This is a genomic window from Novosphingobium sp. (assembly GCF_027486195.1).
Lineage (GTDB): Bacteria > Pseudomonadota > Alphaproteobacteria > Sphingomonadales > Sphingomonadaceae > Novosphingobium.
On sequence record NZ_JAIXPP010000018.1, the window covers coordinates 1 to 22,966 of the forward strand.

Annotated in this window: 18 protein-coding genes and 1 pseudogene; 14 read left to right on the plus strand and 5 right to left on the minus strand. The window is 66.9% G+C overall.

The annotated features are described in order from the left end of the window. The 4 genes and pseudogenes from Q0071_RS03840 to alaS all read left to right on the plus strand — a co-directional run. Window positions 1-391, plus strand: a pseudogene (locus Q0071_RS03840) (DNA recombination/repair protein RecA); the annotation flags it as partial. Window positions 392-659: 268 nt separating this feature from the next. Further along, a complete protein-coding gene (locus tag Q0071_RS03845) occupies window positions 660-1,286 on the plus strand; it encodes a glutathione S-transferase family protein (protein WP_298165482.1) in 627 nt (208 codons plus the stop codon). Window positions 1,287-1,343: 57 nt separating this feature from the next. Further along, window positions 1,344-2,168 carry a class I SAM-dependent methyltransferase gene (locus tag Q0071_RS03850; protein WP_298165484.1) on the plus strand — a complete coding sequence of 275 codons (825 nt, stop codon included), beginning with the start codon at window positions 1,344-1,346 and terminating at the stop codon, window positions 2,166-2,168. An 82-nt stretch (window positions 2,169-2,250) separates the two neighbouring features. Then, a complete protein-coding gene (alaS, locus tag Q0071_RS03855) occupies window positions 2,251-4,902 on the plus strand; it encodes an alanine--tRNA ligase (RefSeq protein WP_298165487.1) in 2,652 nt (883 codons plus the stop codon). Here alaS and Q0071_RS03860 read toward each other — a convergent pair. Next, window positions 4,899-6,665, minus strand: coding sequence for a cation:proton antiporter (locus Q0071_RS03860; protein ID WP_298165489.1), 1,767 nt, complete (start codon window positions 6,663-6,665; stop codon window positions 4,899-4,901). The genes alaS and Q0071_RS03860 overlap by 4 nt on opposite strands. Window positions 6,666-6,777: 112 nt before the next feature. Between Q0071_RS03860 and Q0071_RS03865 the strand changes: the two genes are divergently transcribed. The 3 genes from Q0071_RS03865 (at window position 6,778) to trxB (ending at window position 10,811) form a co-directional block, all read left to right on the plus strand. Beyond that, complete coding sequence (locus Q0071_RS03865; RefSeq protein ID WP_298165492.1) at window positions 6,778-8,811, plus strand: S9 family peptidase; 2,034 nt, start codon at window positions 6,778-6,780, stop codon at window positions 8,809-8,811. 10 nt (window positions 8,812-8,821) lie between these two features. Beyond that, a complete protein-coding gene (locus Q0071_RS03870) occupies window positions 8,822-9,763 on the plus strand; it encodes a glutaminase (protein ID WP_298165552.1) in 942 nt (313 codons plus the stop codon). A 76-nt stretch (window positions 9,764-9,839) separates the two neighbouring features. Continuing rightward, complete coding sequence (gene trxB / locus Q0071_RS03875) at window positions 9,840-10,811, plus strand: thioredoxin-disulfide reductase (protein ID WP_298165494.1); 972 nt, start codon at window positions 9,840-9,842, stop codon at window positions 10,809-10,811. Window positions 10,812-10,949: 138 nt separating this feature from the next. Here trxB and Q0071_RS03880 read toward each other — a convergent pair whose 3' ends face one another. From Q0071_RS03880 to Q0071_RS03895, 4 genes are read right to left on the minus strand one after another with little or no spacing between them, the layout of a single operon-like run. Continuing rightward, window positions 10,950-11,726, minus strand: a complete 777-nt coding sequence (locus tag Q0071_RS03880; RefSeq protein WP_298165496.1) for a hydrolase 1, exosortase A system-associated — start codon at window positions 11,724-11,726, stop codon at window positions 10,950-10,952. Then, complete coding sequence (locus Q0071_RS03885; protein ID WP_298165518.1) at window positions 11,726-12,397, minus strand: hypothetical protein; 672 nt, start codon at window positions 12,395-12,397, stop codon at window positions 11,726-11,728. The genes Q0071_RS03880 and Q0071_RS03885 overlap by 1 nt, the downstream gene beginning before the upstream one ends. 10 nt (window positions 12,398-12,407) lie before the next feature. After that, a complete protein-coding gene (locus Q0071_RS03890; RefSeq protein WP_298165555.1) occupies window positions 12,408-12,671 on the minus strand; it encodes a phosphopantetheine-binding protein in 264 nt (87 codons plus the stop codon). Window positions 12,672-12,713: 42 nt separating this feature from the next. Continuing rightward, complete coding sequence (locus Q0071_RS03895) at window positions 12,714-13,763, minus strand: GNAT family N-acetyltransferase (protein WP_298165557.1); 1,050 nt, start codon at window positions 13,761-13,763, stop codon at window positions 12,714-12,716. Between the two features lie 53 nt (window positions 13,764-13,816). On the opposite strand from Q0071_RS03895, the gene Q0071_RS03900 reads away from it, so the two are divergent. From Q0071_RS03900 to Q0071_RS03930, 7 genes are all read left to right on the plus strand, one after another. Continuing rightward, on the plus strand, window positions 13,817-15,352 hold the full coding sequence (locus Q0071_RS03900; protein ID WP_298165520.1) for an acyl-CoA ligase (AMP-forming), exosortase A system-associated: 1,536 nt from the start codon (window positions 13,817-13,819) through the stop codon (window positions 15,350-15,352). 3 nt (window positions 15,353-15,355) lie between these two features. Next, a complete protein-coding gene (locus tag Q0071_RS03905; protein WP_298165522.1) occupies window positions 15,356-16,591 on the plus strand; it encodes a pyridoxal-dependent decarboxylase, exosortase A system-associated in 1,236 nt (411 codons plus the stop codon). Between the two features lie 202 nt (window positions 16,592-16,793). Further along, a complete protein-coding gene (locus Q0071_RS03910) occupies window positions 16,794-17,453 on the plus strand; it encodes an XrtA/PEP-CTERM system exopolysaccharide export protein (protein ID WP_298165524.1) in 660 nt (219 codons plus the stop codon). Between the two features lie 13 nt (window positions 17,454-17,466). Beyond that, entirely contained in the window at window positions 17,467-18,984 is a 1,518-nt protein-coding gene (locus Q0071_RS03915; protein WP_298165525.1) for an XrtA system polysaccharide chain length determinant, read from the plus strand. A 17-nt stretch (window positions 18,985-19,001) separates the two neighbouring features. Continuing rightward, window positions 19,002-19,994: an AAA family ATPase gene (locus Q0071_RS03920; RefSeq protein ID WP_298165528.1), complete on the plus strand. Its 993-nt coding sequence runs from the start codon at window positions 19,002-19,004 to the stop codon at window positions 19,992-19,994. A gap of 2 nt (window positions 19,995-19,996) precedes the next feature. Further along, window positions 19,997-21,751 carry a preprotein translocase subunit YajC gene (locus Q0071_RS03925; RefSeq protein WP_298165530.1) on the plus strand — a complete coding sequence of 585 codons (1,755 nt, stop codon included), beginning with the start codon at window positions 19,997-19,999 and terminating at the stop codon, window positions 21,749-21,751. An 18-nt stretch (window positions 21,752-21,769) separates the two neighbouring features. Beyond that, window positions 21,770-22,960: an AAA family ATPase gene (locus Q0071_RS03930; RefSeq protein WP_298165532.1), complete on the plus strand. Its 1,191-nt coding sequence runs from the start codon at window positions 21,770-21,772 to the stop codon at window positions 22,958-22,960. Window positions 22,961-22,966 lie beyond the last annotated feature (6 nt).

Genomic DNA, 22,966 nt, shown 5'->3' on the forward strand with positions numbered 1-22,966 from the left:
CAAGTTCTACGCCTCGGTCCGCCTCGACATCCGCCGCACCGGCCAGATCAAGGACCGCGACGATATCGTCGGCAACGCCACTCGCGTGAAGGTCGTCAAGAACAAGGTCGCCCCGCCGTTCAAGCAGGTCGAGTTCGACATCATGTACGGTGAGGGCATTTCGAAGATCGGCGAGATCCTCGATCTCGGCGTCAAGGCCGGGATCGTCGAGAAGTCGGGCGCATGGTTCAGCTACGATTCGATCCGCATCGGGCAGGGCCGCGAGAACGCCAAGACGTATCTGCGCGAACACAAGGAGCTTTGCGACAAGTTGGAAGCCGCGATCCGCGGCCAGACCGACAAGGTCGCCGAAGGGCTGATGGTGGGTCCGGACGCGGACGACGACATCTGATCCTTCAGGCGGCGGGGGCACCCCCATTGCCTCCGCACCCGCCGCCAGTCCAAAGACCGGCGCGTTCCCGGGAAGGAACGCGCCGGTTTTTGTTTGGGTGAGGGAAGGCCTTGCCACGGATGCCAAGCGCGGCGTCCTTCCAGCCCAAGCGCGCCTTGCTTCCAGCCAGGTCAGCCTTACGCTCACCAGACACTTTCGCGCCTCGGCGAAAACACCTAGCGTCGGCGCAACCACCGGCATCGGCCGGAACCCTCGGAAAGGAAGCCTGATGTCGATCATCCTCCACCACCTCAACAACAGCCGTTCGCAGCGCATTCTCTGGATGCTGGAGGAACTGGGTGTTCCCTATGAACTCAAGGTCTATCAGCGTGATGCGGAGACCAATCTTGCTCCTGCGGAATTGAAGGCCGTGCACCCGCTCGGCAAGTCGCCGCTGCTTGAGGTCGATGGCCGGGTGATCGAGGAATCAGGCGCAATCGTGCAGTACCTGTGCGACACCTACGGTGACGGCAAATGGCAGCCCACGCGCGGTACTGACGACGCGCTGCGGCATAACGAACTGATGCACTTCGCCGAGGGCTCGGCCATGACGCCGATCCTCCTCAACCTCTATGTCTCGCGGCTTGGCGAAGCAGGGGCGCCGCTGCGGCCGCGCATCGACGAGCAGCTTGCGGCACATTTCGGCTACCTTGAGCAGATCCTGCGGCCCTCCGGCCATTTCATCGGTGATGACTGGACCGGCGCAGACGTGATGCTCAGCTTTCCCGCCGAAGTCGTTGTCATGCAGGGCATGGGCGATGCCTTTCCGAAGCTTGCCGCCTTCGTCGCGGCGATCCATGCGCGCCCGGCATGGCAGGCGGCACGTGCCAAGGGCGGCCCCTATTTCGCGACCTGACCCGGATAGCCGCATTAACGCTTGCCGGGTCGGGCCCCGGCGCATAGCCTGCATGGCATGACGGGTGCGCAAGAGTGGCAGGGCCGGGTCGGCCAGAATTGGGCGGCAGAGTGGGAGCGGACCGACCGCAGCTTTGCCGCGCTTACGCCCTATCTTCTGGCGGCCATCGCTGCCGAACCCGGCAAGCGGGTGATCGATGTGGGCTGCGGCGCGGGCGAGCTTTCGATCGCGGTTGCAACAGCGCGCGCCGATGCACAAGTTACCGGGGTAGACATCTCCGGTGAACTGATCGAGGCCGCGCGGCACCGCGCTGCGGGGCTGACCAATCTCGCGTTCACCGTGGCGGATGCTTCGGCCTGGGAGGCGGACGGTGCGGCACCCGATCTCTATATCTCGCGCCACGGGGTGATGTTCTTCACCGATCCGCCCGCGGCCTTCGCCCATATGTCGGCCAGGGCCGCGCCGGGCGCGCGCATGGTGTTTTCCTGCTTCCGCCCTGCCACAGAGAACCCCTGGGCGCTGGAGATCGCGCGGTTGCTGCCGCCTGCAAAGCCTGGGCCTTCGGTCGATTTTCCGCCCGGTCCCTTTGCCTTTGCCGATCCCGATCACGCGCGGCGCTGCCTCAAGGGCTGGCGCGACATCCGGTTCGAGCCGCTTGATTTTGCCTATGTTGCGGGATCGGGCACCAACCCGGTCGCGGACGCGCTTTCGTTCTTCAGCCGGATCGGCCCCGCTGCGGCCGCGATCCGGACCTTGCCCGATCAGCAGCGCGCCACCTTCGAACGGGCGCTGCTGGAGCTTGTCCAGTCGCGCCATGTCGGCGGGCGGGTGTGTTTTCCGGCGGCGGCCTGGCTGGTGACGGCGACAGCCGACAACCAGTGAAGGCCTGCGACATGGGGACAAGCGCACGGCATTAGCTGAAACGTGCTTGTTCCGCGCCGAGCGCTCGCCTAATCGGCTTGTCATGACTTCGACGAACGAAATCCGCCGGTCCTTCCTCGACTACTTCGGCTCCGCCGGGCACGAGATCGTGCCTTCCGCCCCGCTTGTGCCGTATAACGATCCGACGCTGATGTTCACCAATGCGGGCATGGTCCCGTTCAAGAACGTCTTCACCGGGCTCGAGACGCGTGCGACCAAGCGGGCGACGTCTTCGCAGAAGTGCGTGCGCGCTGGCGGCAAGCACAACGATCTCGACAATGTGGGCTACACCGCACGGCACCACACGTTCTTCGAGATGCTCGGCAATTTCTCGTTCGGCGACTATTTCAAGGATCAGGCGATCACCCACGCCTGGACGCTGCTGACGCGCGAGTGGGGCCTGACAAAGGACAAGCTGCTCGTCACGGTCTACCACACCGATGACGAAGCGTTCGACCTGTGGAAGAAGATCGCGGGGCTTTCGGACGACCGCATCATCCGCATCCCGACGTCGGATAACTTCTGGTCGATGGGTGATACGGGGCCGTGTGGGCCGTGCTCTGAGATCTTCTACGATCACGGCGATCACATCTTCGGCGGCCCTCCGGGTTCGCCGGATGAGGACGGCGACCGCTTCATCGAGATCTGGAACCTCGTGTTCATGCAGTTCGAGCAGGCCGCAGATGGCACCCGCTCGAACCTGCCGAGCCCGAGCATCGACACCGGCATGGGCATCGAGCGCATTGCTGCGGTGATGCAGGGGGAGCATGACAACTACGACACCGACACGTTCCGCGCGCTCATCGCGGCTTCGGAAAGCCTGACGGGCACCAGGGCCGAGGGCGCCAGCCGCGCGAGCCACCGCGTGATTGCGGACCACCTCCGTTCGTCGAGCTTCCTGCTGGCCGATGGCGTGCTGCCGAGCAACGAGGGCCGCGGCTATGTGTTGCGGCGGATCATGCGCCGCGCCATGCGCCACGCGCATCTGCTGGGTGCGAAGGAACCGCTCATGCACCGTCTGGTGGGTTCGCTGGTGACCGAGATGGGCCAGGCGTTCCCCGAGCTTGGCCGTGCGCAGCCGCTGGTGGAAGAGACGCTGCTGCGCGAGGAAGTGCAATTCCGCCGCACGCTGGCGAACGGGCTCAAGTTGCTCGACGAGGAAGCAGGCGATCTGGGCGAGGGCGACAGCCTGCCCGGAGCGACCGCGTTCAAGCTCTATGACACCTTCGGCTTCCCCTATGACCTGACCGAAGACGCGCTGCGCGCGCGCGGGGTGAGCGTGGACCGCGCCGGGTTCGAGGCGGCCATGGCGCAGCAGAAGGCGGCGGCCCGCGCGGCCTGGAAGGGCAGCGGGCAGACCGCCGACAGCGAAGTGTGGTTCGACATTGCCGAGCGCGAAGGCGCGACCGAGTTCACCGGCTATACCGCCAACATCGGCGAAGGTGTGGTCGTTGCTCTGGTGAAGGACGGCAAGGAAGTGGCCGAGGCGGGGGCGGGCGAAACCATCACCGTGATCACCAACCAGACGCCGTTCTATGCCGAAAGCGGCGGTCAGATGGGCGATGCGGGCACGATCAGCACCAATGAAGGCCTGCGCATTGCAGTGAACGATACGTCCAAGCCGCTGGGGCGCCTGCATGCGCATCAGGGCATGGTCGAGGCGGGCTCGATCAAGGTGGGCGATGCGGTGCAACTTGCCATCGACGCGATGCGGCGTGATGCGACCCGCGCAAACCATTCGGCCACGCACCTGCTTCACGAGGCGCTGCGCCGCCGGCTTGGCGCCCATGTGACACAGAAGGGCTCGATGGTTTCGGCCGAGCGGTTGCGCTTTGACTTCTCGCATCCGGCGGCGCTGACGGCGGAGGATATCGCGGCCGTCGAAGATGAAGTGAACGCGGAAATTCTTGCCAACGCGCCGGTGACGACTCGGCTGATGAGCCCGGAAGACGCGATTGCGGCGGGCGCGATGGCGCTGTTTGGCGAGAAGTATGGCGATGAAGTGCGCGTGCTCAGCATGGGCACGGGTGCGCAGCCTTATTCGGTCGAACTCTGCGGCGGCACCCATGTGCGCGCGCTGGGTGATATCGGCCTGCTGCGCGTGGTGAGCGAAAGCGCGGTTTCTTCGGGCGTGCGGCGTATCGAGGCGCTGACGGGCGCAGGCGCGCGCAGCTATCTGGTTGGCCGCGAGGAAGCACTGCGGCGCACGGCGGGCCTGCTGCGGTCCTCGCCCGATGAAGTCGAGGCGCGCGTGGCGGCGCTGGTTGATGAGCGGCGCAAGCTGGAACGCGAATTGGCCGAGGCCAGGAAGGCGCTGGCGCTGGCCGGCGCTTCGGGCGGCGGCGCGGCGGCTGCCCCGGCGGACGAGCAGGTCGGCGGCGTAACGTTCTCGGGCCAGGTGCTCGAGGGCATGGACCCCAAGGAACTGCGGGGCCTTCTCGATCAGGCGAAGACGCGCATGGGCTCGGGCGTGGCGGTGATCGTCGCGGTGAACGATGGCAAGGCCAGCATCGCGGCGGCGGTGACCGAGGATCTTGCGGGCAAGGTCAGTGCCGTCGATCTCGTGCGCGCCGGTGTCGAGGCACTCGGCGGCAAGGGTGGCGGTGGGCGGCCCGACATGGCGCAGGGCGGCGGCCCGGATGGTGCCAAGGCCGCCGAGGCGATCGCAGCGGCGAAGGCTGTCATCGCGGGCTAACGGTCCCGCAGCCCGGCTGCCTTGAGGCGCGGCTTATGGTCGAGCCCGCCATCGCGCATGATCGTTTCGCGCAGTTCGTCGCGCATCTCGTGGATCGAGGCGATCACGGGACCCATCGCAACACCCATGTCGACGAGTACGGCCTCGGAAAGCTGGAGCGAGCTTTCGAGCGTCTCGGGCACGGCGTCGCTGGCACCGGCGCGATAGAGTTCGGCGGCGTGATCGGCATCGCGGGCGCGCACGATGATCGGAAGGTCGGGGTGCGCGGCGCGGAGACGGCGGACGGTGCGGCTGACGAGAACCGGCTCGTCCATGGTGACGATAACCGCGCGGGCGGATTCGAGGTGGAGCTTTTCGAGCAGCGCGGCGTTGGCGACATTGCCGTAGATCACCGGTTCGCCCGCGCCGCGGGCCTGCGTGACCAGCGCGGGATCGGCATCCAGCGCGAGCCAGGGGACATCGTGCCGGGCCAGCATCGCGCCGACGAGGCGCCCGACACGGCCATATCCGAAGACGAGCGCCTGGCCGGTCGCGTCACTGGGGGCTGCAGCGGCGCGGGCATCGCCCGGGCGGTCCACCGCGCTGGCGATGCGGCGGCCCAGCATGGCCAGCAGCGGCGTGAGGGTCAGGCCGAGTGCGGTGACGATCTGCCAGAACTGGGCATTCTCGTGACTGACCAGCCCTGCGGCTGCGGCGGCGGTCAGCACGATCAGGGTGGTTTCGGACGGGGAGGCGAGGAGCAGGGCGCCTTCGGCGGCGACACCCCGGCTCGCGCCGCCAACGCGCAACAGCAGCGCGGTAACGATCGCCTTGGCCGCGAGCACCGCCGCGACGCCGAGCGCGATCTGGCCGAGTTGGCGCCAGATCTCACCCACGTCGATGCTCATGCCCACGGTGATCAGGAACACGCCGAGCGCGAGGCCCTTGAACGGGGCGGTGAGCGCCTCGACTTCACGCGAGTAGTCGGTTTCGGCGATGAGCAGACCGGCGAGCAGCGCGCCCATGATCGGGGAAAGGCCCGCGCCGGCCGTGGCGAGCGCAGCGGCGATCACCACGAGAAGGCTGAAGGCAAGGAAGAGCTCAGGGCTTTTGGTGCGTGCGGCGCTGGCGAACAGGCGGGGCAAGAGGAAGCGGCCGAGGGTGAGCATCACCACGATGATGATGGCCCCGCGCCAGAGCGTGGCAAAGAGTGCGGCGCCGCTCTCGCCGCCCGGCCCGAACGCGCCGAGGACGAAGATGATCGGAACGAGGGCGATATCCTCGAGCAGCAGCATGGCGAGCGCTCGGCGGCCCACCGGGCCCTGCGTGCCGGCAATGGGCAGGACGAGTGCGGTGGAGGAGAGCGCGAGCGCGATGCCGAGCCCGGCGGCGGCGGAGATATCGTGGCGCATCCCGATGAGTACCAGCGTGAGGAGCGCGGCGCAGAGCAGAAGCTTTGTTGCGCCGAGGCCGAAGACTTGCGCACGCATGGCCCATAGGCGGCCGAACGAGAGTTCGAGCCCGATTTCGAACAGCAGCAGGATCACGCCCAGTTCGGCAAAGGGGGCAATCGCTTCGGGCCGGGTGATCGTGACGTAATAGAGCGCGGGGAACTGGCCGACGAGGCGGCCCAGCCCGAACGGGCCGACGAGCACGCCAACAAGGATGAAGCCGATCACCGGCGTGATGCGCGCACGGGCGAATGCGGGGATGACGATCCCTGCCGCGCCGAGCACGACGAGCACATCGCTCATCGAGGTATTGAATTCAAGATTTCCTGCCATCGCAACATCCTAGCCCGGCTGGCCGCAATGTCATCGGAATAAGGTGTTGATTGCCTGCCCCGCGATGGTGTGGTTAGTCTTGACGCTTGTCCGGTTTCTTGGGGGAAAATCAATGGCGGCGACGGCGTGGCGCAAGGGTCTTGGCTGGGGAATGGCGGCTTGTGCGCTGGCGGGGGCGTTGCCGGCGATGGCGGAGGGAGGTGCGGCCACTGCTCGCCATCCGGTTACGATCGAGGATATTCTGGCGCTGCGTTCGCTCTCGGGGCTTGAATGCGCGCACGATGGCAAGCAAGCGGTCTATGTAGTGGGCGAGGCCGATCTCAAGGCCGACAAGCGCCGCAGCGCGCTGTGGCTGGCCGATCTGGCTGGCGGCGCACCGCTGCAACTGACGAGCGGCGAGGACAGCGCGAGCGCGCCTTCGTTCAGCCCGGACGGCAAGTCCATCGCGTTCCTGTCCAAGCGCGGAAAGGACAAGCTGGCGCAGATCTGGCTGCTCGACCGGCGGGGGGGCGAGGCGACCAAGCTGACCGACGTGAAGGGCGAAATCGCCGGATTCCGCTGGTCACCCGATTCGAAAACACTGCTGCTGGCGATCAGTGATCCCGCGGCCGAGCCGCCGAAGGACGATCCGGAGCGGCCGCTCCCGGTGGTGGTCGATGATGTGAAGATCAAGCAAGACGGCGTCGGCTTCATTACGGCGGAGACGCACACGCACCTTGCGCTGTTCGATGTAGCAGCGCGGACCGAGACGCGGCTGACCGCTTCAGATTCGTTCGACGCGGGGACGGCCGAGTGGTCACCCGATGGCAAGTTCATCGCCTATATCGCTGATCACACGACGGATTTGTCCGGCCTTGGGGCGCAATGGCTGACGGTAATCGAAGCGCGGGCCGGTGCAGCGCCAAAGGTGGTGGCGAAGTTGAACGGTGCGCCGGGGCAGACGCTGCTGTGGTCGGCCGATGGCACGAAGATCACCCATCTGGTGGGGCCGGGCGGCAAGGTGGACCAGTATGGCCAGCCGCATCTCGCGGAAACCGTGGTCGCCAGCGGGTCGACGCGGATTTTGCCTGCGACAGCCGGGATATTCGTGAGCGCGCCTGTATACCTTGGTGGCGGGCAGATCGGCGCTGTACTCGCCGAGGACCGGCATGAAGTACCTGCGGTGGTCGATGCCAAGGGAGCGCTGCGGCGGCTGAATGACGGAACGCTTTCCGTGCTGGCGCAGTGCGGTTCGGCTGTGCCCGGGGCGGCGCGGGCCGTGGTGGCGAGCGGAGACGGTAAGCCGGCCGAACTCTATGTGCTTGATGCCAAAGGCGGGCTCAAGGTGCTGACATCGCACAACAAGGCGGTGGCGGACCGGGTCGCCTGGGGCAAGGTGGAGGACTATGCGGCGACGGCCAAGGACGGCAACGAAGTCCACGGGCTGCTGCTGCATCCCGCAGGCATGGCCGCTGGGGCCAAGGTTCCGACCCTGCTGTGGATCCATGGTGGGCCGAATGCGCAGGATATCCACGCGGTCGACGGTTACACCATGATCGCCGACCTGCTGGCCGCGCAGGGCTATGCGGTGCTGATGCCCAACTATCGCGGCTCTTCGGGCCGGGGCGATGCCTATTCGGCGGCGATTGCGGCAGATTGGGGCCAAAAGGATGTGGCCGATCTCCACGCCTCGCTCGATTGGGCGGTGGCGCAGGGCTTTGCCGATCCGGCGCGGCTGGGCGCGGGCGGCTGGAGCTATGGCGGCATCCTGACCGACTTCCTGATCGTGCGCGACAACCGGCTCAAGGCGGCGTTCAGCGGGGCGGGCGAGGGCAATATCTTCGCGCTGTTCGGGGTGGATCAGTATGTCCAGCAGTACACGCAGGAACTGGGCACGCCGTGGAAGGAGCCCGAATTGTGGACGCGCCTGTCCGAGCCGCTTTTCCATGCCGACCGGATCAAGACGCCGACGCTGTTCATGGGCGGGATTGCCGATGACAACGTGCCGCTGATCGGTGGTCAGCAGCTCTACCAGGCGCTCAAGATCACCGGCGTGCCGACCCGGCTGGTAGGCTATCCGGACGAAAACCACGGGATCGCTCGGCCCAGCTTCCAGCGCGACCGGCTGGAGCGGATCGTCGACTGGTTCAAGCAGCATCTGAAGTAGGGCGGCCAAGCTGTTGACTGACATTGGTGCGATCGTTGCCGAGATCACGGCTGAGATGCGCGGCGCGACCGAGCGTGGGCGGGTGGCGGACTATATTCCGCCGCTGGCCTGCGTTTCGCGCGACCGGTTCGGAATCGCCGTGGTCATGGCCGATGGCTCGCTTCATCTGGGCGGCAATGCCGAAGAGCCGTTCTCGATCCAGTCGGTCTCCAAGGTCTTTTCGCTCACCCTGGCGCTGGGCATGGTGGGCGATGCACTGTGGAGCCGCGTGGGGCGCGAGCCATCCGGCAGCGCGTTCAACTCAATCGTGCAACTGGAAACCGAGCAAGGCATTCCGCGCAACCCGTTCATCAATGCAGGCGCGATCGTGGTGGCCGATGTGCTGCTGGCTGGCGGCACGCCGGCAGAGGCGATTGCAGGCGTGTTGCGCTTTGTCCGCACGCTGGCTGGCGACGAGACGATCACCATCGACGCCAAGGTCGCCGCGGCGGAACTGGCGACGGGCTATCGCAACATGGCGCTGGCGAACTACATGCGTGCGTTCGCCAATCTGCAGCACCCGGTGGAGCAGGCGCTGGGCGTCTATTTCCACCAGTGCGCGCTGGCGATGAGCTGCCGCCAGCTGGCGATGGCGGGCCGCTTTCTGGCGCATGACGGGCGCGATCCGGCGACGGGGCGCTGCATCGTGACGCCCCAGCGCGCGCGGCGGATCAACGCGTTGATGATGCTGTGCGGGCACTACGACAATTCGGGCGAATTCGCCTTCCGTGTCGGCCTGCCGGGCAAATCCGGCGTTGGCGGGGGCATCCTCGCGGTGGTGCCGGGCACGGCGAGCATCGCGGTGTGGTCCCCCGGTCTCAATGCCAAGGGGAACTCGCAGCTTGGCGCACTGGCGCTCGAGCGGCTGGCGGCGAAGACGGGCTGGTCGGTGTTTGAGGCCAGCCACAGCTAATTCGGGGAATAGCCCCAAGGCGGGACTCGTATTCCGCGCGGGCGCGTCTTATTTCCCGCTCCCACTGGAGGATTTCATGGCTACCACGCACAAAACCCGCATGCTGATCATCGGTTCCGGCCCGGCCGGGCTTTCCGCCGCCATCTATGGTGCGCGCGCAGGGATGGAGCCGATCGTGGTGCAGGGCCTGCAGCCCGGCGGGCAGCTGACGATCACGACCGACGTCGAGAACTATCCCGGCTTTCGCGATGTGATCCAAGGGCCTTGGCTGATGCAGGAAATGCAGGCGCAGGCCGAGCATGTCGGCACGCGGATGCTGTGGGACACGATCACCGAAGTGAGCCTCGACGGCCCGCCGTTCCGCGCGCACGGCGATAGCGGCGATGTCTATGAAGGCGAGGTGCTGGTGATCGCGACGGGCGCGCAGGCGCGCTGGCTGGGCGTGGAAGGCGAGCAGGAGTTCGGCGGCAAGGGTGTTTCGGCCTGCGCCACCTGCGACGGGTTCTTCTATCGCGGCAAGAAGGTGGTGGTGATCGGCGGCGGCAATACCGCGGTCGAGGAAGCGCTGTACCTCACCAACCATTCGCCCGAAGTGACGCTGATCCACCGCCGTGACAGCCTGCGCGCCGAGAAGATCCTGCAGGACCGGCTGATGAGCAATCCGCGCATCAAGGTGCTGTGGAACAAGGCTGTCACGCGCTTTACGGGCGCGGCGGGCGGTGTGCTCGAAGCAGTCGAACTGGTCGATACGGAGACGGGCGAGGCCTCTTCGCTTGCGACCGATGGCGCATTCGTGGCGATCGGCCACGCGCCGGCGACCGAGCTGTTCAAGGGCAAGCTGGAGCTCGACGAGAGCGGTTATATCGTGGTGCAGCCCGGCACGCCAAAGACGGCCATTCCGGGCGTGTTCGCCTGCGGTGACGTCATGGACCACACCTATCGGCAGGCGGTGACGGCGGCGGGCACGGGGTGCATGGCGGCGCTCGATGCCGAGCGGTTTCTGGCCGAGCATGCCTTTGCCGCAGCGCAGGCGGTGGCGGCGGAGTAGGCTACTTCAAGGTCTGATACAAACCCACACCTCGCCACCCGCGAGCGTAGCGAAGCAATCCAGAGCGCCGTGCACTATCGCTCTGGATTGCTTCGCTACGCTCGCAATGACGAAGGTGGGTAGTAGCGAGCCAGCCGCTTAGCGCGCCGCTTCGGCCAAGCGCTCAAGCAGCCAGTCTTGCGCTTCATCCCCGGCGAAGCTGTGGCCGCTGCTGCTGTGGCGCTGGATGCGCGGATCGCCCGCGGGCCACACGGCTTCGAACATCTGCGCGGTGCGGTCGCCGGTGGCGAGGAGGATCGTCACGGGTCCGCCGAATCGCGCCAGGCTCCCGGCCATGGTTTCAACCAACGAGGATTTGACCGGAGCTGAAGCTGCTTGGCGAAGGCCCCGCGCGAGCTTGGCAAGGTTTACCCCGCCGGTAAGCAGGCGCAGGACTTCGCGCGGATTGGAAAGCTTGGCGAGATAGCGCTGGCGCAAGGCTGCGGGCGGGGCGGTGTCTGCCTCATCCGTTTCCAGCGTCCACGGATTGGCGAGGACGAGGCCGTCGAGCCCGATATCAGCCGCGTGGAGCATCAGCGCGGCGGCGGCGTCGCAGTTGCCGAAGGCGATCACGCGGCGCAACGTGGGCACGGCGGCGCGGAAGGCGGCGAGGGCGGCGGCGATGTCTTCGCGGGTGTGCTGGAAGCCGGGATCGGTGCCCTCGCTTTCGCCAACGCCGCGGCGATCATAGCGGAAAACGGGCACGCCAGCGGCGGCGAGGCGAGCGGCGATACGGGCCTGTCCGCCCCAGCTGCCGGAGCGGATCTCGCGCCCGCCGGTGACGAGCAGCACGCCGGTGGTGCCGGTCGCTGCCTCGATGTCGAGCGTGCCGACGAGGGTGTCCGGGCCGCAGGGGAAAGTGAAGTGGCGGCGCATCAGGCACTTGCCTCGGCGGCAATCAGGCGGGCGAGGGCGGCGGACTGGGCCGGATCTTCGCCCGGTTCGCTGCGCAGCCAGAGGGGCCTGCCGCCGAGGTCGGACTGGCGGATCACGCGCTGGCCTTCGTCTTGCGGCACGGCGGCATCGAGCCCGGCAACGAGCGCGGCAGAGAGGCGGTAACCCGCGAGTTCAAGGCCGTGGTTGCGGCCTTGTTCGAGCAGATCAGTGCTGTTCTCCTCTCGCCCCGCTTCTTTCGCCGCGAGCACGCGGGCGCGCAGGAGCTGGCGCAGGATCGCGCTGCCCTTCTGGGGTTCGAGCACCCAGCCGGGGAGGCTGGTCGGAAACACCAGCGCGCCGCCGCGCAGCGCGAGGACATGGGTGGCGGCAAAGTGCCGGGCCGCAGCGGCCATCGCATCGCGCCAGCTGCCGAGGCTTTGTGCGGGGAAGGCCTGCGCGCTTTCGTTGCAGCCGGGCAAATCGGGAAGCATCGAATCGATGCCGAGGCCGTCTAGCCGGCACTGCGTTTCGATCAGCATGCGCCGGGTGCGGTTCATCTCCTCGAACAGCGGGGGTACGATCAGCAGGCGGACCGGGCGCGCGCGGTCGAAGACCACCGCATATTCATCGGCAATGCCGGAGGGACCGGGGCAAGGCCAGGTTGCCGGCATGGGCTTTGGCTCAGGCCTCGCCGCGTTTGCGGGTGATGAAGGTGAGGAGATCACCGTAAGTGCCGAGCATGTCGCCATCGACCTCATCATCGTCAATCACGATGTCGAAGCGGTCCTCGATCTCGGTGAGGAGCCCGGCGACGGCCATGGAATCAAGTTCGGGCAGGGCGCCGAAAAGGCCGCTGTCCGCCGTCATTGCCGCAACGCGCGCGGCGCCAAGGCCGAGCACATCGTTCAGCAGGCTGCGCAAGTCGGTGTCGGTCTGATCGGTCAACGTCACGGATAAGGCCTTGTGATGAAAGGAATGGCGCGCGCTTTAGCCAGCGGCCTGCGGCGAAACAAGCGCCGGATTTGGGGACGGACGCAGCATCCGGCGTTTGACGGCACTGGCGACGAGGCGGGCGAGCGCGGGCCAGTGGCCAACGGCGGCGGGGCGATAGAACCGGAGCGCGAAGCGTGGGCGCTGCGCTTCCATCCAGTCGCGTTTGTAGGGATCATTGCCGGTGCCGAAATCGACGGTGTGGACGTGGTCTTCATCGATCACATGGCGGAACAGTGCTGCGGTCAGCAGGGTGCCGGGGGAGTGAGCGCGGTGGGCTTCATCGTGCGCGAGCTTGTGGATCCACGCTGTGCCGCCCTCGACCGTCCAGAACTGGGCGGCGACAGCCTCACCATCTATTTCTGCAATCCCCATGCGCAGCGCGCCTGCGGCGCTTTCGGCCTGCGCGAAGGCGCGCAGGAAGGCGGGGTTGCCCTCCTCGGGCTTCCAGCTCTTGGCGTAGATCGCTTCGTAGGCAGCCCAGTCGGCCGCGCTGAAGACGGTCTCGATGCGCAGCGAGACTTTGCCGCGCGCGGTCTTGCGGCGGACAGTTTCGCGCAGTTGGCCGGGGCGGGCCGCCCAGTATGCGGCAAAGCTGCGGCCCTTTAGCTCAAGGATATGATTGGTATCGCACGCTTCGGCGACGCCGATCCAGCCAGCGGTGCGGAAGGCCCTGGCAAGCGCTGTGGCTTCGGCCTCGGGCATCGGCGCGAGTTGCGCGGCGCCGATGGGGGCGAGGCTGCGGGCTAGCGCTTCGAAGAGTTCGGGGGCGCGGGCGGCATCGTTGGTGAGCGGGCGGACGAAGAAGCTGTACCATGTGCCCAGTGGCGCAGCGCCGCCGGGGCTTGTCCGAAACGGCAGGACGGCCAGCGCATCGCCATCGCGGGCAATGGCGAGCTTGCAGGCGGTGCCGGGAAGGCAATGCTCTGCAAGGATCACGAGCCAGTCCAGCCGGTCGAACGGCGCGCTGGCGGGCGAGCGGCCAAGCAGCGCGGCGAGCGCCGGGTCGGCTTGCGCTTCCCGCAAATCAGCGTGATAGACCGTCACACCCAAGTCTTCGTTCCTGCCCCAGATCCTGCCATCTTGCCCGAGAGAGCCGCTTGCCTGCAGCGCCCGATCCGACCGTATACCCGCTTGATCACCTTGCGCTGAGGGGGCAGCCTGATGCGCCCGCGCTGGTCTTCAAGACGTATACGCTTAGCTACGAGGCGTTAAATCGGCGTTTAGGACAACTGGCGGCGTGGCTTGCGGCGGAAGTGCCGGAGCGGGGGGCACGCGTGGCAACCTGGCTACCCAAAAGTGAGCTTGCCTGCCTGATGCCCTTGGCGGCGGTGCGGGCGGGGCTGGTGCATGTGCCGGTGAACCCGCTGCTCAAGCGCGGGCAGGTGGCGCATATTCTGGCCGACAGCGGCGCGCGGCTGCTGATTTCGAATGCGGGGCGGCTGGCGACGCTGGAGCCAAGCGATCTTGCCGAAGCGGAGGCGCTGGAGGAAGGCGCGGCATGGGCAGCGGCAGAAGGATTCGCGCCACTGGCACCATCTGAGGCCGCCCCGAGTGATCTGGCCGCGATCCTCTATACCAGCGGTTCGACCGGGCGGCCCAAGGGCGTGATGCTGAGCCACGCCAACTTGTGGCTCGGTGCGGTGAGCGTGGCGCATTACCTGGGCGTGGGTGGGGACGACCGCGTGCTGGCAGTGCTCCCGCTGGCGTTCGATTACGGGCAGAACCAGCTGCTTTCGACCTGGTATGCGGGCGGCGCGGTGGTGCCGCTCGATTATCTTATGGCGCGGGATGTGATGAAGGCGGTGGAGCGCCATGACGTCACCACGATTGCCGCGGTGCCGCCCTTGTGGCTGCAATTGACGGAGCTGGATTGGCCCGAGGCGGTGGCGGCGAAGCTCAGGCGGCTGACCAACAGCGGGGGCGCGCTGACCGAGCCGTTGGTGCGGGCGCTGCGTTCGCGGTTTCCGCAAGGCCGCGTGTTTCCCATGTACGGGCTGACCGAGGCTTTCCGGTCGACCTATCTTGATCCGGCGCTGGTTGATGCGCATCCCACTTCGATCGGCGCGGCGATCCCGTTCGCCGAGGTCATGGTGGTGGCCGATAACGGGCTTGAGGCCGGGCCGGACGAGGAGGGCGAACTGGTCCATGCCGGGCCGCTGGTGGCGCAAGGCTATTGGCGCGATGCCGAGCGGACGGCGGAGCGGTTCAAGCCGGCGCCCGTGTTCTCCCGGATGGGCGGCATGGCAGTGTGGTCCGGCGACCGGGTGCGACGCGACGCGGCAGGGCTGCTGCACTTTGCCGGGCGGCGCGATGCGATGATCAAGACCAGCGGCAATCGGGTGAGCCCGCAAGAAGTGGAAGATGCCGCGATTGCGACCGGGCTGGTGGCGGAAGCTGTGGCACTTGGGATTCCCGATCCGGCGCTGGGGCAGGCAATCCACCTTGTGGCGCGGGCCAAGGGTGATCCTGCCGAAGCCGAGGCGGCGCTGCCCGCCGCACTGGCCCGCGAACTTCCCGGCTTCATGGTGCCGCGCGTGATTCACTGGCGCACGGAAATGCCGCTCAGCCCAAATGGCAAGCTCGACCGGACCGGTCTTTACCAGGAATTATCGGCCACTGTGCCAAAAGGCTGAAGCATGAAGCCGCTTGGCCCCATTCCGCCCGGATTTTCCGCGATCGATGGCGAGCTTGCCATCGGCGGGCGCAAGGCGTCCGAACTGGTCGCCGAAGCCGGATCGCCGCTGTTCGTTTATGATGCGGCGCTGATGACGGCGCGGGTTGCAGCCTTGCGGGCGGCGCTGCCGGACCGGCTGGGGCTGCACTATGCGATGAAGGCCAATCCCTATGGACCAGTGCTGCGCCATATGGCGGGGCTAGTCGACGGGTTCGACATTGCCTCGGGTGGCGAGCTGCTCATGGCCGAGGCGGCGGGCGTGCCGGCGGAGCGGATCAGCTTTGCGGGGCCGGGCAAGCGCGATGCGGACCTCGCGGCGGCGATTGCGCGCGAAGTGACGCTTAACCTCGAATCCGCGCGCGAGGCGGAGCGGGCGCTGGCGATCGGCGAGCGGCTGGGGCGTGCGCCAAGGCTGGCGATCCGGGTCAATCCCGATTTCGATCTCAAGGGATCGGGGATGAAGATGGGCGGCGGGGCCAAGCCCTTTGGTGTCGATGCGGCGGAGGTGCCCGCGCTGGCGCGGCGGATCTTATTTTCTGGTGCCGAGTGGCGGGGCCTGCACATCTATGCCGGGAGCCAGACGCTCGATGCTGCCGCGATTGCCGAAATGCAGGCGGCAACCTTGGCACTGGCCGCGCGACTGGCAGAGGAAAGCGGGGCCGTGCTGCCGGCGTGCAACCTTGGCGGCGGGTTTGGCATTCCCTACTTCCCGGGCGATGCCCCGCTTGATCTTGCCGCAGTGGGGGCCGCACTGGGCGCGCAATTCGAGGACCTGCCCGAGGTGCTGGCAGATACCGCGTTCAGTATCGAGCTGGGGCGCTATCTCGTTGGCGAGGCTGGCGTTTATCTGACCCGTATCATCGATCGCAAGGAAAGCCACGGCGAGGTCTTCCTCGTCACGGATGGCGGGTTGCACCACCAGTTGGCAGCGAGCGGCAATTTCGGAACGGTGGTGCGGCGCAACTACCCCAGCGCGATTGCCACCCGGTTCGGCGCGCCGGTAGAGGAAGAGGCCAGCATCGTCGGCTGCCTGTGCACTCCGCTTGACCGCTTGGCGGACAAGGGTGGCTTTCCGCGCGCCGAAGAGGGCGATCTTGTCGCGGTGTTTTGCGCCGGTGCCTATGGCGCGAGCGCAAGCCCTATGCATTTCCTCGGGCACGGCCCGGCGGCTGAACTGCTTGTTAACGCAAGGCCCTGATTCGTAGGTATTAACCTTTAGCCAGGGCGCCGTCCCGTTTCGGGACTTTGGCGGAAATGCGCTTGTGCGGGTGCGGTCAGGCGCATCAGTACTAACGGTATCTTCACCCTTTTTGGCGATAGCTCGGAAGTCATGGGAGGTCCCTGTGGTCCCGCTGCGGGACGAGCAGGACAGCCAGCCCAGTGCGCGCAAAGGACGGTCAATGCCCAAGAATACGCGTATTACCTGCCTGCTGGCCCGGTCGCTGACCGTTGCGGCCACGCTGAGCCTGTTGCTCGGCGGCTGTGCAGGTGGCGGCGGCGGCGCACAATTGCCGCCCGCGTCGTTCGTGGCGCTGCAGGAAGGCCCGGGCGAGGAATACGTGATCGGGCCGCTCGATGACCTGACCATCTTCGTGTGGCGCAATCCCGAACTGGGCGCTTCGGTGCAGGTGCGGCCGGACGGGCGCATCACTACGCCGCTGATCACCGACATGCCGGCGGTGGGCAAGACCCCGTCGATGCTGGCCGAGGACATCAAGCTCCAGCTTTCGCAGTACATCCAGGAGCCGATCGTCTCGGTCATCGTCAACAAGTTCTCCGGCACGTTCAGCCAGCAGGTGCGCATCGTCGGCGCGACCAGCAAGCCGGCCTCGATCCCCTATCGCGCCAACATGACGCTGCTCGACGCGATGATCGCAGTGGGCGGCCTTTCCGAATACGCCGCGGGCAACAAGGCGCGGCTGGTGCGCTTCGACAAGCAGACCGGCACGCAGAAGGAATACGGCGTGAAGATCGGCGATCTGCTGCGCAAGGGCGATACGCGCGCCAACGTGATGCTCATGCCGGGGGATGTGATCATCATCCCGGAAAGCACGTTCTGAGGATGCTGGCCGCATGACGAGCATCTACGAAGAAGTGCGCATCGCGCTTTACGGCATCTGGCACCGGCGCTGGCTGGCGCTGGGCGTCGCGTGGCTGGTCTGCCTGCTTGGCTGGCTAGTCGTGGCGACAGTGCCCAATACCTACGAATCGAAGGCGCGCATCTTCGTCCAGATCGACGATGTACTCTCGGACCAGATCGGCATCGGCGGCGACCGCAAGCGCGATATCGAGCGGGTGCGCCAGACGCTGACCAGCTCGGTCAATCTCTCCAAGGTCGTACGCGCCACGCGGCTGGGCGACAAGGTGACGTCCGACAAGCAGATGGAAGCCGCAGTCGCAGGGCTGGGCAAGAACATCAAGGTGGTGAGCCAGCAGGACAACCTGTTCGAGATCACCGCCTATTCGGGCAGCAAGGCCTATTCCGATGTCCAGAACGCCAAGCTGGCGCAGGACATCGTGCAGAAGATGATCGACATCTTCCGCGAGGAGAACCTTGCCGGCGGGCGCGGCGAGATGAGCGACACGCTGGCTTTCATGGACCAGCAACTGGCCGACCGGCAGAAGGATCTTGAGGCAGCAGAACAGAAGCGCCAGGCCTTCGAGGCGAAGAACGCCGAGATGATGCCGGGCAATGGCTCGCTTTCCAGCAAGATCGAGGGCGCACGCGCCGAGCTGCGCGGGGTCGAGTCCGATCTGCTCGCAGCGCAAAGCGCACTCGCTTCGATCCGCGGGCAGCTTTCGGGTACGCCGCCGACGATCGTGATGCCCGGCGCAAGTGGCGGTGCGCGTGGCTCGCTGGCGCAGGCCCAGGCCGACCTCAGCTCCATGCGCGCGCGCGGGCTGACCGACAGCCACCCGGACGTGATCGCCCTGAAAGCGCAGGTTGCTGCACTTCAGCGTGCGGCGGCTGGTGACAGCGGCCCCGGAGGCATGCCCAACCCGGCCTACTCCTCGCTCCAGTCGATCAAGGCGGATCGCGAGGCGAGCATCGTCGCGCTGCAATCGCGCCGCGGCTCGCTCACACAGGAACTCGCCCAGCTGACGGGCCGCCAGTTCAGTGAACCTGGCCTTGCCGCCGAGGCCGCCCGCATCAACCGCGACTACGACGTGCTCAAGGAGCAGTACGACAAACTGCTGCGCGACCGCGAGCAACTGCGCCTGCGCGGGCAGGTCGAGACCGAACGCAACGCGGTGAAGTTCGAAGTGATCGATCCGCCAACGACGCCGCGCAAGCCTTCGGCGCCGGACCGGCCGATGCTGCTGTTCCTCGTGCTTGTCGTGGGTGTCGCAGCGGGCGGCGGCAGCGCCTTTGCCTTGGGCCAGCTGCGCTCGACCTACGCAACGACAGGGCAGCTTGAGCGCGCGACGGGCATGCAGGTGGTCGGCTCGGTCACGCTGACGCTGACGCGCCGTGCGCGGGCCCAATACTGGCGCCAACTCAAGTGGTTTGCCGGCGGCGTCGCCAGTCTCGCCTTCGTGCTGGTCGTGCTGCTGGCGGTCGAATTCATGAAACGCGGCATGGTCGCCTGAGGGAATCCGAGAAGATCATGACCGAACAGAGCAAGATCCCGCTTCCCAAGGACACCTCCGAGGCCCGCTCGCTGATCGAGCGCGCGGCGGGGACCTTCGACTTGCGCGCCTTTCAGGCGCCGGTAGCGCCGAAACTGCCCGAACCGCGCGAGCGGCCCCCGATCACTTCCGAAGCGGCAGAACCTGCGCAGCCGGTGCAGCGCGGTGCCGCGCCGACGCATCCGGCCGCGCCGCCGCCTGCTTTCGATGGCATCCCGGCGCGGCAGGCCTTTCGCGGTGCGTTCCACCCGGTCGACCGCAAGCATCTGCGCGAACAGTGCCTGATCGAGCCAGAGGGCCCGGTGACCGGCCTGCTGGAGGAATTCCGCATCGTGAAGCGCCAGCTCCTGATGACGGCGGCGGATTCGCGCGCCGGCAGGGGCGCGCGGCATGGCGAGCGCATTCTGGTGTGCTCGTCGCATCCGGGTGAGGGCAAGACCTTCTGCGCAGTCAATCTCGCGCTGTCGATGGCGGCGGAGAAAGACACCGAAGTGCTCCTCGTCGATGCCGATTTCGCGAAGCCCAGCGTGCTTTCCGCGCTGGGCCTGCCGGGTGGGCGCGGGCTGATGGACGCGCTGGCCGATCCCGCCATTGCGGTCGAGGACTGCATCATCGGCACCGACATTGCCGGACTCTTCGTGCTGCCTGCAGGCAATTCGACCGGGCATGACACCGAACACCTGGCCTCCGCCTATACCGCGCAGGTCCTCGACCGGCTGACCTCCCAATCGCCCAACCGTATCGTCATCTTCGACAGCCCGCCGGTGCTTGCGGCATCGCCCGCGTCCGAGCTTGCCCACCATGTCGGCCAGGCGCTGATGGTGGTGCGCGCCGATCAGACCGGCGAGGCCGCGCTGCGCGATGCTGTGGGCATCCTTGCGGGCTGCGAGGACATCAAACTGCTGCTCAACTGCACCCGCTTCTCACCCACTGGGCGCCGCTTCGGCTCCTACTACGGGTACAAGGAATGACCATGGCGCGTACCTCGACCCATGTGTTCGTGGCCAGTGCGCTGGCAATGCTGCTGCTCTCCGGCGCGGCACATGCGCAGTCGCTGCCTTACGGCGATCCCGGCGACAGCGAGGGGATCTCGAACGGGGACGGCGCGCCCTCGGGCGGCGATTCGGCCCGCGGTGGCGATTCCCGGCGCGGCGGACGCAGCATGGGCAGCGCGGGCGGTTCCGCCCGGGTGAAATTCCAGCCTTACATCGAGCTCAGCCAGAGCGTGCTTGCCCGCCTTGAGCCGGTGCACGATGTGCTGACCTATTCGAGCGTTGCGGTCGGCGTCGACATGTCGCTCGCGGGGCGGCGGACCGAAGGCGCGGTCTCGGTGCGCTATGAGCGGCGCTTTGCCGAGAGCGGCAACATCGTCAGCAACGATACGATTTCGGGTCTTGCCCGCGTGCGCCACGATCTCATCCCGCGCGAACTGACGATCGAGGCGGGCGGCCTTGCCACGCGCACCCGGTTCGATGCGAGCGGTGCTTCGCGTCTCGGCTCGGTGGAAACGGGTGACCGGGTCGCGCAGGTCTATTCGCTCTATGCGGGCCCTGCGGTTTCGACCCATGTCGGTGAAGTCGCACTCAAGGGTTCCTATCTCGTCGGCTATACCAAGGTGAACACGCCGCGCCTGCCGGTGACAGGGCTGCCCCCCGGCCAGCCGCAGCCGCAGGGCGACATCTTCAATCACTCGGTGGCGCAGTCCGCGCAGGTCTCCGCCGGGGTGGCGCCGGGCACGGTGCTGCCGATCGGCCTCACCGCGAGCGCCGGCTACAACCAGGAAGACATCGCCAACCTCGACCAGCGCGTGCGCGAACTGCGCGCGGGCGTCCAGGCGACGCTGCCGATCAATTCGGAACTGGCGCTGATCGGTGATGTCGGCTGGCAGGACGTGAAGGTTTCCTCGCGCGATGCGGTGCGTGGGCCGGGCGGCGTGCCGGTGGTCGGCAGCGACGGCCGCTATGTGACTGACAAGTCCAAGCCCCGCCAGATCGCCTATGACGTGACCGGGCTGACCTGGGATGTCGGCGTGATGTGGCGCCCCAGCCGGCGCACCTCGCTGAGCGCCTTCGTCGGCCGCCGCTATGACAGCATGACCTATTACGGTTCGCTCTCCTACACGCCCAACGCGCGCAATGCGTTGCAGATCGACGTGTTCGATGCGGTGAGCGGTTTCGGATCGACGGTGGGCAACGCCGTGCGCGGCCTGCCGACGGACTTCACGGCGGATCGCAATCCGTTCAGCGGTGATATCTCGGGCTGCGCGGCGGGTGCGCAGAGCGGCGGCTGTGTCAACGGCGCGCTGGGTTCGATCGCATCGGCGGCGTTCCGCAACCGGGGCGTGTCGGCATCCTACAGCCATCAGCTCGGCAAGCTGCGCATGGGGCTGGGCGTGGGTTATCTGCGCCGCAAGTTCATCGGCGCGAACGGCACGGTGCTCGCCTCCGCCAATGGCCGCACGGATCAGACATTCTACGTGAACGGGCAGATTTCAGGGCCGATCGACCGGCTCACTTCCTTCACCGTCGCGGTCTACGACAGCTGGTACAAATCCGGTGTTTCGGATCTGGCCGACGTGAATTCCATCGGCGTCAACGCAGGCCTCACCCACCAGTTCACGCAGCGGCTGGTCGGCAATGCCGGGGTCGGGCTCGATGCGCTCAACCGCAAGGCTTTCGCTGACGATGTGATCGCCACCGGTCAGGTCGGCCTGCGCTACAACTTCTGATAAAGGGCGTCCCCCAAGATGTACGATACGTTCTACCAGCTGACCGGACGGCCTTTCCAGCTTACCCCCGATCCGGAGTTCTATTTCGAGAGCGGAACGCACCGCAAGGCATTGTCCTACCTTGGTTATGGCCTTGCACAAGGTGAAGGCTTCATCGTCATTACCGGGGCCGTGGGGGCGGGTAAATCGACGCTGGCCGCGCATCTCCTGGCCACGATCGACCGCCAGCGGCTGACCGCGGCGCAGATCGTGACGAGCCGGCTCGATGGCGGCGAGATGGTCCACATGGCCGCGCGCGCGTTCGGGATCGCCGTGAGCGGGCACGACAAGGCGAGCGCGCTCGGGCTGATCGAGGCGTTCCTGCACGACGAAGCGCGCGCCGGCCGCCGCTGCCTGCTGGTGGTGGACGAGACGCAGAACCTTTCGATCGAGGCGCTGGAAGAGCTGCGCATGCTCTCCAACTTCCAGCTGGGCGCGCATCCGCTGCTGCAGATTCTGCTGCTGGGCCAGCCCGAATTCCGCGATCTGCTGCAGAACTCGCCGCGGCTGGAGCAGCTGCGCCAGCGCGTGATCGCGACGCACCACCTTGAGGCGATGGAGCCCCGCGAAGTCGGCCCCTATGTGATGCACCGCCTGGCCTGCGTGGGTTGGAGCGGCAACCCGGCGTTCGAAGAACGCGTGTTCGCCGATCTTGCCCGTACCACCGGCTGCTTGCCGCGCCGGATCAATCAGGTGGTCGGCCGCCTGCTGCTGATGGGCGCGGTCGAGCAGAAGTCGCAGATCGACAGCGCCATGCTGGCCGAAGTGATTGCCGATCTGGAGCGCGATGGCACGCTGGCCGATCCGGCAGCACCCGCACCTGCGCCCGCTCCGCTGATCGCGCCGGAAGCGCCTGCAGCATCGGTCGCCGCCATTCCCGCTGCCGCGATTGCCGGTCTTGCAGGCCTTCAGCAAGCCATTTCGGGACATGCCGAGCAGATCACCGAACTCCAGAAGGCCGTGCTCGAGCTGGCTGACATGCCGGCCCAGCCGATGGTGGTTACCGCCACGGACGCGCGGTTCGAGACGCTTGAAGCCATGCTCGGCGCGCTGCAGCAGCGGATCGTGGCGCTCGAAGCACGCGGCGCGGAGCAGGAACAGGCGATTCGCCATGTGCTGACAATGCTGATCGAGTGGCTCGAAAGCGAAACGCCGCGGCGCGCGGCCTGAAGGAGC

Excerpts from the sequence above, each read along its gene's own strand:
- Q0071_RS03845 (WP_298165482.1), top strand. The coding sequence starts at position 660 with ATGTCGATCATCCTCCACCACCTCAACAACAGCCGTTCGCAGCGCATT.
- Q0071_RS03850 (WP_298165484.1), top strand. The coding sequence starts at position 1,344 with ATGACGGGTGCGCAAGAGTGGCAGGGCCGGGTCGGCCAGAATTGGGCG.
- alaS (WP_298165487.1), top strand. The coding sequence starts at position 2,251 with ATGACTTCGACGAACGAAATCCGCCGGTCCTTCCTCGACTACTTCGGC.
- Q0071_RS03860 (WP_298165489.1), bottom strand. The coding sequence starts at position 6,665 with ATGGCAGGAAATCTTGAATTCAATACCTCGATGAGCGATGTGCTCGTC.
- Q0071_RS03865 (WP_298165492.1), top strand. The coding sequence starts at position 6,778 with ATGGCGGCGACGGCGTGGCGCAAGGGTCTTGGCTGGGGAATGGCGGCT.
- trxB (WP_298165494.1), top strand. The coding sequence starts at position 9,840 with ATGGCTACCACGCACAAAACCCGCATGCTGATCATCGGTTCCGGCCCG.
- Q0071_RS03880 (WP_298165496.1), bottom strand. The coding sequence starts at position 11,726 with ATGCGCCGCCACTTCACTTTCCCCTGCGGCCCGGACACCCTCGTCGGC.
- Q0071_RS03885 (WP_298165518.1), bottom strand. The coding sequence starts at position 12,397 with ATGCCGGCAACCTGGCCTTGCCCCGGTCCCTCCGGCATTGCCGATGAA.
- Q0071_RS03905 (WP_298165522.1), top strand. The coding sequence starts at position 15,356 with ATGAAGCCGCTTGGCCCCATTCCGCCCGGATTTTCCGCGATCGATGGC.
- Q0071_RS03910 (WP_298165524.1), top strand. The coding sequence starts at position 16,794 with ATGCCCAAGAATACGCGTATTACCTGCCTGCTGGCCCGGTCGCTGACC.
- Q0071_RS03915 (WP_298165525.1), top strand. The coding sequence starts at position 17,467 with ATGACGAGCATCTACGAAGAAGTGCGCATCGCGCTTTACGGCATCTGG.
- Q0071_RS03920 (WP_298165528.1), top strand. The coding sequence starts at position 19,002 with ATGACCGAACAGAGCAAGATCCCGCTTCCCAAGGACACCTCCGAGGCC.
- Q0071_RS03925 (WP_298165530.1), top strand. The coding sequence starts at position 19,997 with ATGGCGCGTACCTCGACCCATGTGTTCGTGGCCAGTGCGCTGGCAATG.
- Q0071_RS03930 (WP_298165532.1), top strand. The coding sequence starts at position 21,770 with ATGTACGATACGTTCTACCAGCTGACCGGACGGCCTTTCCAGCTTACC.